General features: G+C 40.0%; 17 protein-coding genes. 2 read left to right on the top strand and 15 right to left on the bottom strand.

Features of this window, described 5'->3' with window-relative positions; all coding sequences use genetic code 11:
- Positions 1 to 166: 166 nt before the first annotated feature.
- From CYP77_RS05245 to CYP77_RS05265, 5 genes are read right to left on the bottom strand one after another with little or no spacing between them, the layout of a single operon-like run.
- A complete protein-coding gene (locus CYP77_RS05245; protein ID WP_103599709.1) occupies positions 167 to 349 on the bottom strand; it encodes a hypothetical protein in 183 nt (60 codons plus the stop codon).
- A gap of 60 nt (positions 350 to 409) precedes the next feature.
- Positions 410 to 1,099, bottom strand: a complete 690-nt coding sequence (locus CYP77_RS05250) for a response regulator transcription factor (protein ID WP_103599710.1) — start codon at positions 1,097 to 1,099, stop codon at positions 410 to 412.
- A gap of 3 nt (positions 1,100 to 1,102) precedes the next feature.
- On the bottom strand, positions 1,103 to 2,752 hold the full coding sequence (locus tag CYP77_RS05255; RefSeq protein ID WP_103567134.1) for a sensor histidine kinase: 1,650 nt from the start codon (positions 2,750 to 2,752) through the stop codon (positions 1,103 to 1,105).
- Positions 2,753 to 2,799: 47 nt separating this feature from the next.
- A complete protein-coding gene (dsbI, locus tag CYP77_RS05260) occupies positions 2,800 to 3,420 on the bottom strand; it encodes a protein-disulfide oxidoreductase DsbI (protein ID WP_103567133.1) in 621 nt (206 codons plus the stop codon).
- 8 nt (positions 3,421 to 3,428) lie between these two features.
- Positions 3,429 to 4,085 carry a thiol:disulfide interchange protein DsbA/DsbL gene (locus tag CYP77_RS05265; RefSeq protein WP_103567132.1) on the bottom strand — a complete coding sequence of 219 codons (657 nt, stop codon included), beginning with the start codon at positions 4,083 to 4,085 and terminating at the stop codon, positions 3,429 to 3,431.
- A gap of 238 nt (positions 4,086 to 4,323) precedes the next feature.
- On the opposite strand from CYP77_RS05265, the gene CYP77_RS05270 reads away from it, so the two are divergent.
- Together CYP77_RS05270 and CYP77_RS05275 are read left to right on the top strand one after the other, a co-directional pair.
- Positions 4,324 to 4,968: a ferritin family protein gene (locus tag CYP77_RS05270; protein WP_002940712.1), complete on the top strand. Its 645-nt coding sequence runs from the start codon at positions 4,324 to 4,326 to the stop codon at positions 4,966 to 4,968.
- A 110-nt stretch (positions 4,969 to 5,078) separates the two neighbouring features.
- Positions 5,079 to 5,369 (top strand): DUF5339 domain-containing protein, encoded by a 291-nt coding sequence (locus CYP77_RS05275; protein ID WP_002940734.1) that lies wholly within the window; start codon positions 5,079 to 5,081, stop codon positions 5,367 to 5,369.
- 38 nt (positions 5,370 to 5,407) lie between these two features.
- Here the strand turns inward: CYP77_RS05275 and CYP77_RS05280 are convergent, their stop codons facing one another.
- The 10 genes from CYP77_RS05280 to CYP77_RS05320 all read right to left on the bottom strand — a co-directional run.
- A complete protein-coding gene (locus CYP77_RS05280; RefSeq protein ID WP_103567131.1) occupies positions 5,408 to 5,596 on the bottom strand; it encodes a DUF2798 domain-containing protein in 189 nt (62 codons plus the stop codon).
- A gap of 37 nt (positions 5,597 to 5,633) precedes the next feature.
- A complete protein-coding gene (locus CYP77_RS05285) occupies positions 5,634 to 6,194 on the bottom strand; it encodes an NAD(P)H-dependent oxidoreductase (RefSeq protein WP_103567130.1) in 561 nt (186 codons plus the stop codon).
- A gap of 28 nt (positions 6,195 to 6,222) precedes the next feature.
- Positions 6,223 to 6,399, bottom strand: a complete 177-nt coding sequence (locus CYP77_RS09985) for a hypothetical protein (protein ID WP_181001438.1) — start codon at positions 6,397 to 6,399, stop codon at positions 6,223 to 6,225.
- A 7-nt stretch (positions 6,400 to 6,406) separates the two neighbouring features.
- Positions 6,407 to 7,087, bottom strand: coding sequence for a putative quinol monooxygenase (locus CYP77_RS05290; protein WP_103567129.1), 681 nt, complete (start codon positions 7,085 to 7,087; stop codon positions 6,407 to 6,409).
- Positions 7,088 to 7,100: 13 nt separating this feature from the next.
- Entirely contained in the window at positions 7,101 to 7,565 is a 465-nt protein-coding gene (locus CYP77_RS05295; RefSeq protein ID WP_103567128.1) for a hypothetical protein, read from the bottom strand.
- Positions 7,566 to 7,615: 50 nt separating this feature from the next.
- Positions 7,616 to 9,052, bottom strand: coding sequence for a subtype B tannase (locus CYP77_RS05300; protein WP_103567127.1), 1,437 nt, complete (start codon positions 9,050 to 9,052; stop codon positions 7,616 to 7,618).
- Positions 9,053 to 9,091: 39 nt separating this feature from the next.
- Positions 9,092 to 9,862: an SDR family NAD(P)-dependent oxidoreductase gene (locus CYP77_RS05305; RefSeq protein WP_103567126.1), complete on the bottom strand. Its 771-nt coding sequence runs from the start codon at positions 9,860 to 9,862 to the stop codon at positions 9,092 to 9,094.
- The gene (locus tag CYP77_RS05310) at positions 9,859 to 10,500 is read right to left on the bottom strand and encodes an NAD(P)H-binding protein (protein WP_103567125.1); all 642 of its coding nucleotides are present in this window, start codon (positions 10,498 to 10,500) and stop codon (positions 9,859 to 9,861) included. The genes CYP77_RS05305 and CYP77_RS05310 overlap by 4 nt, the downstream gene beginning before the upstream one ends.
- A 29-nt stretch (positions 10,501 to 10,529) precedes the next feature.
- A complete protein-coding gene (locus tag CYP77_RS05315) occupies positions 10,530 to 11,675 on the bottom strand; it encodes an iron-containing alcohol dehydrogenase (protein WP_103567124.1) in 1,146 nt (381 codons plus the stop codon).
- Positions 11,676 to 11,814: 139 nt separating this feature from the next.
- Positions 11,815 to 12,615: HpaII family restriction endonuclease (locus CYP77_RS05320; protein WP_141090836.1), on the bottom strand; the 801-nt coding region annotated here is incomplete at its 5' end.

Below are 12,615 nucleotides of genomic sequence, written 5' to 3' on the forward strand. Positions count from 1 at the left end.
GTTTAGGGGTTAATAATGTGTAATTTTTTATAAATATTTGAAATTTTTTATGTTTATCTATTATAAATTTTAAATTTTTAAGCTTTTGTTCATCAAAATAGCATAGTAGTTGATAAAATAACCCAAAAATGTCACATAACAATTTTCATTTTAAGCGTATAAATTCTTAACCAAAAAAGCCTTTATCTAGCCTTATTGCCACTAAATTTAGCCTTTTTATATCAAAATGTTTTTTATTTATAACTATCATAAATTTATCCCCACTTGTGACACAAATTTTCTTAAGTTTATCTATCAAATTTTGCAAATTTTTATCTCTTTTTCTATAAATTTTAGCTAGTAGTGACATAAATTTATCACTACTTTTAAGATATTCTTAGATAAATATATTAATTTTACTATTTTGAATTTATGCTTTTTCACACTCAGCTACTAAGATATACCCGCTCTCGCTGATGTTTTTAAATTTCACTCCAAGCTCGCGTTTTAGGCGAAGCACGACATTTTGTATCGCAGCCTTGCTCACCTCGGTGCTATCATAGACAAATTCCTCTATCATCTCGTAAGTCACAAGCTTGTTTAGGTTGTAGGCAAATAGCCAAAATATCTTATTTTGCAAGAAACTAAGGTATAGCTCGCTGCCGTTTTTATAAATTTTCTCTCTTTTTAAATTTATACTCACCTCATCACTTAGGCGCACTAGCTTCTCATCTCGCTCAAAGCTTAGGCTTATCAGCATCGATCTAAGATCCTTTATATCGATAGGCTTTTTTAAAAACAAGGTCGCGCCCTGCTCATAGCTCTTGATCAAATTTTCATCGCTATCATACGATGTAAAGACGATAAATTTCTGATGAGGTTTTAGCTTTTTTATCTCGTTCATCATCTCAAAGCCATTAAGTACTGGCATGTGAATGTCGCTCATCACGATGTCAAAGCCCTGTTTTTTAAATTTCTCCAGCCCATCTTGCCCATCTTTTGCGCCTACGACCTGACCACAGTATGGTTTAAGTCCAGTGATGATGAGCTCCCTTGCCATCTCGTCGTCCTCGGCTACTAAGATAGATACTTTCTTTAAAATTTCTAGTGCCTCTTGCATCTTTTAACCCTTTAAATTCTTCTCAAAGCTTAGCTCAAAAATCGTTGGTTTTAGATTATGCGCAAGCGTGATGTCGCCATTTAGCTTCTCACGCGCGAGCTTTTTAGCGAAGTAAAGCCCTATGCCATTTCCTTGCTTTTTAGTCGTGTTTAGCCAGGTAAAAATTTTCTTACTCATCTCGTAGCTCACGCCGCCGCCACTATCATAAACACCGATGTAGCACTTATCTTCAAAGCTTCTAAATTTTAGCTCTATCACGCGCTTTAGCGGCTCATCTTTGTAGCTTTCAACTAGTGAGTCCTTTGCGTTGTGGATTAGGATTAGTAAAATTTGCTGGATGATGTTTTCTATCTGGCAAACCTTCATCTCTTCAAATCCGCTAAATTTCACGCTCACATTTGCACGGCTAAGCTCTGTGTGCATAAGTGTTATTAAATTTCTAACGCTTGTTTGAATGTCAAATTCGCTAACATTTTCAGCGCTTTTGTAAAAATTTCTAAAAATTTCGATTGTTTTTGAAAGAAGCTCGATCGAGCTTTGCCCTTTTTTTAATAAATTTAAAAGCTCCTCATCACTTAGCTTGCCCTCTTTTTTTAGCATTATCGCCGAGCTTAGCATAAGTTTTAGCGAATTTACTGGCTGGATAAACTGATGGCTTATGCCGCTTATCAGCTCCCCAGCCTCGCTCATCTTGGCTCTGTGCGCTAGCAAGGTCTCATACTCATCTTGCACCTTTTTTATCTTGTTATACATGAAGTTGTGCAGGCTGTTTGCCAAAAATGCAAGTGCGACGAAGGCAAAGAGTAAATTTAGGGCGTTTTTTAGCGCCTCTCTTGTCATGGCTAAAATTTCTTCTTCGTTGTTTGTGCCAGCTCCGATAAACCAGTTCATCGTCGGTATCTCGGCTACTTGGATCAAATTTTGCCCTATTTTTAGGCTGGTGATGTCCTCATCTTTTAAAAATATCTCTTTAAATTTCTCCTCGATCTCTCTTTTAAGCGTCGCATCAGCCATCGATGTGAGGATCTCGCCGCTGTGAGTTACCAAAAATGAGTAAGAATTTGGCGCAAGACTAAAGTTTTTGATGCTATCAAATATAGTGCCTATGCGCACGACGCCACAAAGTGCTGCTTCAAATTTCCCGTCTTTTTCAACTGGCACGCATAAATTTAAAGTAGAGTCATTTAAAATTTTGTGATTTTGCATGAAATTTACGCTTGGGGCATTTGTGTTTTTTGTCTCGACATACCAGATAAGCCCTGCTCGCTCACGCTTTGACATCACCTCTTCTGAGATCTTTTGCCCATCTACAAAGATCTCGCCATCCTCTCTTAGAAGCTGCATGAGATCAAATTCTTTCGCATTTTCTTTAAAAAGCTTTATGAAATTTGCCACCCTAGTATCGTCATCTATGATGCCAGAGTTTTGGATAAATTTTGATGCACGGATGAGTGAGTTTAAGCGCTCATCAAGCCAAATTTGAAAGTTGCTAACGATATTTTTGCTAACTGCGATGTTGTTTTTATCAGATAGCTCGATGATCTTTTCTTTTGCTTTGTTGTAGCTATTTAGCCCAAGAAGCACGACAAAGAGGCTTGCTAGCAAGATGATCGCATAAATTTTAATATTTTGTGATTTTAAATTAATACCCATGCGCGCAGTATATCCTAAGTTAGCCCAAAAATAGGGCTAACTAAAATTTATTTCGTAAAAGATAAGAGCTTTGAAACAAGCATAAGTGCAAGCACAACAAAGCAAATACTAAAGCCAAGTAGCGTGCAATCCGCCATCGACATAAATTTAGACGACGGCACAAGATACCAGCCATCTGCATAAAGATCCACTATGCTCTTTTGCAGATCACTTAGCACCGCACCATCAGGCACCATAGGGCTGTCATATCCGCAGTCGCCTGTCGGCATAAACCAGTCAGGCGCCCACTTCTCAAGTGGCAAGCCAAATGGATAGTGTGGCTCAGTCGAGCAGCCCTGCACGCCAAAAGGATCATCGCCATGCACCGCATCGTGGATTTTGGCTAATTTTACGCTATACATTATGCCCTGCACCGCTCCCCAAAATGCAAAGAGATAGCCAACTAAGGCAAAGAGCAAATTTTTAGGGTTTATGATAGCTATCACTCCTCCAAGCGCCATGCATAAAAAGGCAAAACGTATATAGACGCACTGCTCGCAAGGTGGCATATAGGCGTAGTTTTGAAAGAGCGAGTGCGCAATGATAACAAGCGCGACGCTCACAAAGACTAAGATCGCCCAAGAGATGCGTGAGTCTTGAAATTTAGCCATTTTTTTAAAAAAGCTCATGTGGCGCCTTATTTTTTAAGAAGCTCTTCGATGAGTGCTGCCATGCCGTCAAGCGAGCTGATTGATTTTGTCATGATGAGGTATTTGCCATTTACGACAAATGCTGGCACGCCTTGAATTTTAGCCACATCATAGCTCTCATCCCACTTTTTAAGTAGCTCAGTCACTTTTGGATTAGCTAGCTCTTTTTCGTAGTCTGCTTTGCTAACGCCAGCTGCATCAAGTCCAGTCTTTAAAAAGCCCTCAACATCTTTGCCATCGCCCCAGCGCTCTTTTTTGTCGTGATAAGCCTTGTAGTAGGCAAATTTAGCCTTTTTAAATAGCGAATTTTCATCAAATAAACTAACACCCTTTGCCTCGTCCATAGTGATAAGCACGGCAAAAACCTTGCTCGCAACCTCGCCATAATCGCCCTTTGTCTTTAGGTGAAATGGCTCGTATTTTAGGCCAGGAATTTTCTCAACTACCTTTGGAGTGACGCTCTTGTCGTACTTGTAACAAAATGGGCAAGCGTAGCTAAAAACCTTAACTAGCGTGTTTTGTCCGACACTTAGTGGCTTTTCGAGCTTGACGTAGTCCTCGCCCTCGCTAAATGCACTCGCACTAATCGCTCCAGCTACCGCAACGGCAAAGATAGCCTTACTAAATTTAGATAGAAAACTCATGATGATCTCCTTTGGATGATTTATTTTGAGTTATTCTACAACCAAGCTCAACCGCAAATTTAACGCTAGAATAAATTTTGGCTGAAATTTGTCTATTTTAAATTTATGATGATGGATTTGGTGATTTTTTTTTGTTAAATTTTATAAAAATAATATACGTTATCAATAAAAATTATTATTTACATATTTTATTTTTTGAGTTATAATCGGCTCAAATTTTATCAAAATAGGAGTCAAAATGAGACAGTACGAAACATACAAATGCGAGAAATGCGGCAACGAGATCGAAGTTCAAAAAGTTGGCGGCGGCACACTAACCTGTTGCGGCGAAGAGATGAAGTGCGTGACTGAAAATTTAACAGCAGTAAATTTGATGAAGGCATTTGCCGGTGAGTCACAAGCTAGAAATAAGTACGAGCTTTACGGCGACCTAGCCAAAGAAGCAGGCTATCACGCGATAGCCAGACACTTTTATGAGGCAGCTGAAAACGAAAAATGGCACGCAAGGGCTGAATTTAAGAAATATCACGAGATGATGAACGATCCGATCGATAAGATGGATAAAAATTTACTTGACGCTGCAGCTGGCGAAAACTACGAGCATACGACGATGTATCCAGACTTTGCAAAGATCGCAAAAGAAGAAGAGCTAAGAGATGTTGAGAGGCTATTTAACGCGATCGGCAAGGTTGAGGTTGAGCATGAAAGAGAGTATTTAGAGCTTAAAAAGATGCTTGATGAAGAGGGCTTTTTTGAGAGCGACGAAGAAGATATTTGGGTTTGCGAGGTGTGCGGACACGTTCATAGAGGCAAAAAAGCTCCAGGTGCTTGCCCACTTTGCAAAGCTCCAAAAGAGTATTTTAAACGCGAATTCTTAGGCTAAAAAGTCAAAAATTTAGCCAAGGCGCTTGTCTTGGCTAAATTTAATAAATTTAAATCTATTTAAAATAAAAAAGTTATATAATCTCCTTAAATTTTCACAAGGAGAAAGAGATGAAAAAATCACTTTTAGTTTTAGCTACTCTTGGCTTTGCACTAAGCCTAAACGCTGCAGATCTTACAGATACTTGCAAGTCTTACTTCTCAGACATCGATAAGATGGTTGAGGCTTACAAACAAGCTGGTCAAGAGCAACAAGTAAAAATGTATGAAGATCAAAAGAAACAATCAATGGATCAACTAGCTTCTTTACCAAAAGAGCAACAAGACGCTACTTGCAAACAAGCTAAAGAGATGTTTGCTCAAGTAATGGACCAAATGAAAAAACAAGGTCTTTTAAAATAAACCTTCACGTGGCTAGGCTCTCTAGCCACACTTCAAATTTAACTCTCTTTTTTACATAAATTTTGCGTGATCTTTGCAACAGACGGCGAAACTAGCAAAAGCACAGGATACGCCACCACAAAGGCTTTTACATAAGCAGTTAGCCAAATTTTCACAAAACCATCAACAAAGCCAAGGTTTAGATACGTGAGCACAAATGACATAAAAAATGCCATAAATGCTGACATTATAAACGCAAAAACATATCTATAAATTTCGCCGGTATCATGAAATCTTGCCTATCAACTCGCCTAGTCTTCTTGCATGATCAAGTGCCTTTTGCTTCATCAAAGCAAGCTTTGCATCATCGTGCCTGCTCTGATATGATAGCCCTCCGCTATAAACATAGCCTGCAAACTCCATGCCACACATATTTGCTAACGCCTTAAGTGGCGGCAAAAACTCCTCTATCTCGTAGCGCTGAAGCGCCTCTTTTTTATAGAGCTCCTCAGGCGCGCCAGAAGTAAATGAAAGCACCAGCTTTTTGCCACGTAACTTATCTCCCTTGCTGCCATGAGAGAAGCCATGAACTAGCACATCTTCAAGCCACTTTTGTAAAAGCGATGGCACGCCGTACCAGAAAAATGGATAAACAAGCACGATCACATCAGCCTTTACAAGCTTTTCTTGCTCAGCTTTTACATCGATCACGTAGTTTTTATAAAGCTCGCTTAATATGTCAAATTTAGCCTCTGGCAAGTGCTTTTTTAGCTCACCCAAGATGATCTTATTTGCAAAGGAATTTTCAAGGTCGGTGTGACCTGATACGACTAAAATTTCACTCATTTTCGCCCCTTAAATTTACTTTTTAAATTTACTTGCAAACAAAGCTACTTGCCTTGCTCGCGTCACCGCTCTCGTTCCACACCGCGTCTTTCATCTCGCTATGTAAAATTTTCACATCTTTTAAACTCTCGCATCCTGCCTTATCAAGGGCAAATGCCGCAGTACCAAAAAGTGCCAAGGCGCAAAAAAGTGAGCTTTTCTTCATAAATCTCCTAAAATTTTACCTTGCTAAATGAGGTCTCATTTTTTAAACCAAAGCCATCAAATTCATCTATTAGCCCTGCTCGCTCTTTGGCGTAAGCTTTGTAGTTTTCGCTGTGGCGGTAGCTCTCAAAGCTAGCTTCGTCTTTGTAAATTTCAACTAGTACCCACTTGTTAGGCGCGTCTTTTTGACTAAAGGCAAACTGCGCGTAAGCACCCTCATCTATGCTTTTTTGCATATATTTTTTGATGATCTTTTCAAATTTCGCATCGCTCTTTGCCTTTAGGCTTAAGTTTGCGATGTGAAAGTAGGCATCTTTTAGGCGCTCTGGCGTTAAATTTTTTGAAAACGCGGCCCGTTTTTTCACGCTGATAGCCTTTTTGCTAGACAAAATTTCAGCGCTTGCGCTTGCAAATTTCTTATAGTGCGCCGAGCTTAGATGCTTTTTATAAGCCGTCTCGTCCTTGTAAAACTCAAGCACGTAAAATAGCTCTGGCTTGCTCTTTGCGCTCGCAAAAAAGATCGCCTGCGTGCCTGGCTCGCTCTTTGAGCTTAGTATTTTTTCCCTGCCAAGCTGCTTTAGCAAACTCTTATTATTTGGCGTTGAAAATAGCTCATATAAGCTCACTTTCGCCTCCGCCCCAAAGGCAAAAGCCGCCAAAACTGCTAGTAAAAATAGCTTTTTAAACATCAAATTCCCCTTATCATTTCGCCTTTTTCATATCAGCCTTAGCTTTTATCTCTTCTGCTGCCTCAAGGTCAAGCTGTGCTTTTTTAAAGGCTTTACGTGCTTTTTCTAAGCAGTTAGAGTTGCAGTTAGAGTTTTTGACACTTGGGTTATCAGCATAGGCTTTTTCTGCCTCTTCTAGCTTAAATTTCTTGTCGCCATAGTTCATTTGTGCTTTTTCAAGGTTGTTTGTAGCTTTATTGCCACCTAATAGCTCAGCCTTTGAGGTGACTTTACCAGTGACTGGATTTCTACCGATAGTGGCATCAAAGTCACGTTTGCTATCTCTTTTGTTCTCACGATAACACTCTTCTTTTCCACCTATCAATGTGCCAGCAATATTGCGAGGTCTATTTTTTGGATCACTGCAATCGACCGCTGCAAAACTAATAGACGAAAACAAACTAAGCAATAAAACATAAATTAGTGCCTTACTTTTCATCTTTACTCTCCTTGAAAATTTTTAAATTTCTCATACTTTCTCCTTTAAATTTATTTTTCTAAAACTCTTTTCATCCAAGCAAAAAGCTCGTCTAGGTCGTAGTCGCCGCCATGTCCTTGCCCCCAGACCGCTTCAAAATCAACCTCTTTGCCAGCATTTTTGAGCGAGAGTGCGAGCATAGCAGGCACGGCAAGGGCTAGGTCGGTGTCGTTTGTGCCCTGCCTTATACGGTAAAATTTCGCCGCCTCTTTGTTTTTAACGTAGTTCATCGCATTCATCATCTTTATGACGCTAGCCTCCGCCATCTCGCCACCACTTCGCTCTTTTGCAAATTTAGTAAAGTGCTTTGCAGGCGTTTTGCTGTCGCCAAAAAGGTCGTTTTCAGCATTTTCAAGAGCTAGGCCATCAAAGGCAACTGGTGCTTTGGCACGTTTTAGCGAGGTGATGAAGTCTTCAAATTTAAATGTATATCCAAGCTCGCAGCCCTGCGTGTCAAGAGTTATAAATTTAGGCGTAAGCGTGCTTTTATCGCTGCTTTTTGTAGCGGTAAATGCCTTTGAGATGAGGGCGTTTATATACTCTTTGAAGCTACCCTCGCCATTTTCATCAAGGCTTAGTGCGTGGCCTTTGGCGTCTTTTAAATTTAGCGAGTTTAGATAGGCTGGGAATTTACTCTTTAGCTCACGTGAGAGCTCTTTTTGTGTGGCGTTTAGCTCGCCTGTGATCATCTTTGGCTTTTTGCTCCTGTCGTTAAAAGAGCTCGCATCAAGGCTTGCAAAATCTATCCTTTCAAATTTATCCAAATCCCCAAACATCCACTCATACGCCTCGTCCTCATGCTCTAAATTTGTAACAGGGCAGTAGGCTGAGACGGCATAAATTTGATCGTCCGCCTTTGCAGCGCCCAGCTCGTCAAGATATGGCTCGTACTCTTTTGCGTTTGCGCTAGTGCCTAGAAGTGCTGACATCGCACCACCTGCGCTCGTGCCGTTTGAGATGATCTTATTTGCGTCGCCTGGCATAAATTTATCGTTAAATTTAAGGTATCTAACGGCCGCTTTTAGATCGACTATCGCAGCTGGGGCTTTGCCGATGAAGCGCTCGCCATCTTTTAGCGTCCTGCCTCTAGCGCCAACGCTTGCCACGACGTATCCTCTAAGAAGCGCTTCAAGAGTGGCATTTGGCTTTTCGTTTTTGGTTTCTGGCTTTTGGGGTTTTGCTGGCATGTAGCCGCCTATACCATTTGGCATAAAGATAGCCCCTTTTTGGTCGCTAAATTTACCCTCTGGCACATAAAAATTTAAGACCTCGTAGTCGCTCGTTGGCTTTGCCACATAGACTATGCCCTCATAGGCTCTAAATTTAAGCGTCCTATCGCCAACTTGCACACTTTTTAGCTCAAATTTACTCTCATCAAATTTAAGTTCATTTCCAAAGCAAGCACCTACTAAACAAACCCCTAAAATAGCAACTCTAACGCATTTCATGATCTGCCTTTTTATTTTGTCCTACTTTTGCTTTAACGCCTAGTTATCTTTTGGCTCGTATTTGACCGCATAGTCAAATTTGGGACTACTTAGACTAAACTCAAAGCTATCTCTATCCACCGCGCCAACGCAGTAATGGCTATCATAAAGGCGCAGCAAAAACTCCGCCATCTCTTCACTCGTGTGGTACTTTTTAAACGCCTTGTCGTAGTCGTAGCTCTCTTTGCTAGTTGCCACCATGCCAAATTCTGTCTTTGTGGCAGCTGGGGCCAGCACTTTTGCTTGCATCTTTGCCTGCTTGTCTTGTGCTAGCTCGTGGTAAAGACCCTCGCTAAAGGCACTTACGAAAAATTTGCTAGCGCAGTAGGTCACGGCGTTTGGCACTATCTTATAGCCACCTATCGAAGAGATGTTGATGAGCTGCGTATCTTTGTCTTTATATTTTTTAGTAAAGAGCGTTGAGAGCGTCACAAGAGAGATGATGTTTAAATTTAACATCTGCGTGATCTTGTCTAAATTTTGCTCGCCGACCTTGTTGTAGTCGCCAAAGCCAGCATTGTTTATAAGCGCTTTTAGCTCAAATTTTTCTAAATTACGCCAAAGAGCTAGGACATTTTCTTGCTTTGAAAGGTCGCAAAGCTCTATCACCACATCGACATTTGCAAATTTAGCTATCTCGCTTTTTAAATTTTCTAAAAGCTCGCCGCGCCTTGCAACAAGGATCAAATTCTCCCCACGCCTTGCAAATGCCTTTGCCACAGCCGCTCCTATGCCTGAGCTTGCCCCAGTGATGGCGATATATCTTTTCACTTCGCATACTCCACCGGACTGTAAATTTTCACACCTTCGCTGTGGTCATCTTGCGCTACTTCCACGATCACTTTAGCGATATCAGCTGCCTTCATCGGACGATACTCGTCAAAAAAACCTTTTGGGATAAATTTAAACGCCTTTATCGCCAAATACTCGCCAAGTCTAAATTCTTTCCTATCAGCTTCGATAAGTGGCAGCCTAGCGATATGAAATGAGCTATATCCAAGCTCTTTTATCTTTGCTTCTGCTTGACCTTTTGCCTTTAAGTAAAACGAACCTGACTTTCTGTTTGCCCCTGCAGCCGAGAGCAAGACAAAGCGTTTTGCACCGCACTCCAAGCCAAATTTGGCGAAATTTATCGGATAGGTCACATCGACTTTATAAAACTGCTCTTTGTGCTTTGCTGCCTTCATCGTCGTGCCAAGCGCGCAAAATACGTCATCAGCGATAAATGGCACCTCATCTTTAAAATCATCAAAATTTACTATCTTTACTTCAAGCTTTTCATGAGTAAATTCTAGATCATGCCTAACGAGAGCGACCACCTTGCTATAGTGCTCACTCTCGCATAAATCTTTTAAAATTTCACTTCCTACAGCGCCGCTGGCTCCTGCTATAAGGGCGACTTTTTTCATGTTTATCCTTTGTAAATTTTGGATAAATTCTATCTCGCTAAGGCAAAAATTTCGCTTATGGCCTCTTTTGTATAAATTTGCTCCAAGCCCCTGCCCTTGGCGTAGTCATAAACTAGCGCCATGATCTCGTCTAAATTTGACTCATCAACGCCGATTTCTATGAGGCTTGTTGGTGTGCCGATCTTGCTAAACCACTCTTTTAGCTTCTCTATGCCTGCGTCTGCGTCATCAACGCCAAAAATTTCTTTGCTAAAGCGCTTAAACGCCTTTAAATTTCTACTCTTATACCACTTCATCCAAGCTGGCATAACCACACTTAGCCCAGCTCCATGCGCGCAGTCCACCACCGCACCTATGGCGTGCTCGATCATGTGATTTGGATATGAGTAGCCAGCCGTGCCGACGTAAGTTAGGCCATTTAGCGCCATCGTCGCAGCCCAGGCAAACTCGCCTCTAGCGTCGTAGTTTTCAGGCTCTTTTAGTAAAATTTCAGTCGTTTTCATGACCGTTTTGATGTTTGCTTCGATGTATAAATTTATGATCTCAGGCTGGATGCTCGCCGTAAAGTAGCCCTCGATGCTGTGAGCGATGATGTCTGAAGCTGAATAGACCAAGTACTCCTTGCTAACGCTTGCTTGAAGAAGTGGGTTTATAACTGAGACTTTTGGGTAAAGACAAGCGCCGTGCATGGCAAATTTCTCTTTTGTGGCTTCCTTTGTGACAACCGAGCCGCCGTTCATCTCTGAGCCAGTTGCAGCTAGTGTTATGATGTCAAAGATCATAAGCGCTTCTTTTGGGCAATTTCTAGTAAAAAAGTCCCAAACGTCGCCGTTATATTTAACTCCAGCAGCCACGGCTTTGGCACTATCAAGCACCGAGCCACCGCCTATGGCTAGCACGCTATCGACGCCCTCTTTTTTAGCTAATTTTATAGCCTCATTTACCTTGCTTAGCACTGGGTTTGACTTTACGCCGCCTATCTTGCAAAACTCGATGCCATTTGCGCTTAGGCTCTTTGTGGCAACATCAAAAAGTCCGTTTTGTATGATCCTATCGCTGCCATAGATGATGAGCGTCTTTTTTACGCCAAATTCTTTCATGTATTTGCCGATGTTTTGCTCTTTGTCTTTGCCAAATTCTATTTTAGTAGGGTTTAAAAAGCTGAAATTTTGCATATTTTTCTCCTTGTTTGTTTTTGTGGTTTGGGATAAATTTTAGTTAAATTTGCTTGACTCTGTGTGTTAAATGCATTGCTAGATAATAAAAAACAGAATTGACACTTTAAATTTTAAATTATTTTTAATTTTTGTATTTTTAAAATCTTAACTGCAAATTCAATTTAAAAAACAATTCGCCATTTTCTGTAAAAATTGAACCATACCTATGTCTTGTTGTAGATGGTGTATCAAAGCGAATATTTTCAAATAAATAGTTTTCTAATGTTTCTAAATCAGTAATATGATATACAACTTGTTCACCATCATTTTTTATGACAATTGTTCCATTGGCTAGGTATTTACCATCCCATTTTGTTCCTGCAAAAAAACCTAGCAAAATAGCCACAAGCAGTCGTTTTACTTTAATTTTTAAGCCATTTAAATCTGTTCCAAATTTTTTACCGAACTTTTCATATACTTGTTTTAGATTTTCATCTATATTATTATATCTATTTTTATAGAATTCAATTAACATAAACGAAACTAGCTCTGGTATTATGCTGTCAATCAAATTGAGATTATAATCCATTGTTATTTGTTCTATTTTTTTAAAGCAAAGAGAACCACCATTTTTGTATATGGCACTTATGCGATCTTTTACTTTTGTTTTTGTATCAATTGAATTTATACAATCTAACTGTGTTACGGGTAATCCTTGAACCTTGAATACAAAATTTGTATTGCCAGAAGCGTTAAGTAATGTTGGCAAACTTCCTAAATAAGACTTAATGCCAAACCCTTCATCACAATAAGTCATTACTCCATTTTTTTTCATATCTAAAACAATATCTGCTTTTTGATTTGAATTTCCACCTTTAATTAGTGCTACACCTAATTTATTACTTATAATATGAAAAAGGGGAATATCGAATGTTGAACCTTGTCCATTACTTATATA

It is taken from the genome of Campylobacter concisus, assembly GCF_002913865.1.
Classification (GTDB): Bacteria; Campylobacterota; Campylobacteria; order Campylobacterales; family Campylobacteraceae; genus Campylobacter_A; species Campylobacter_A concisus_AM.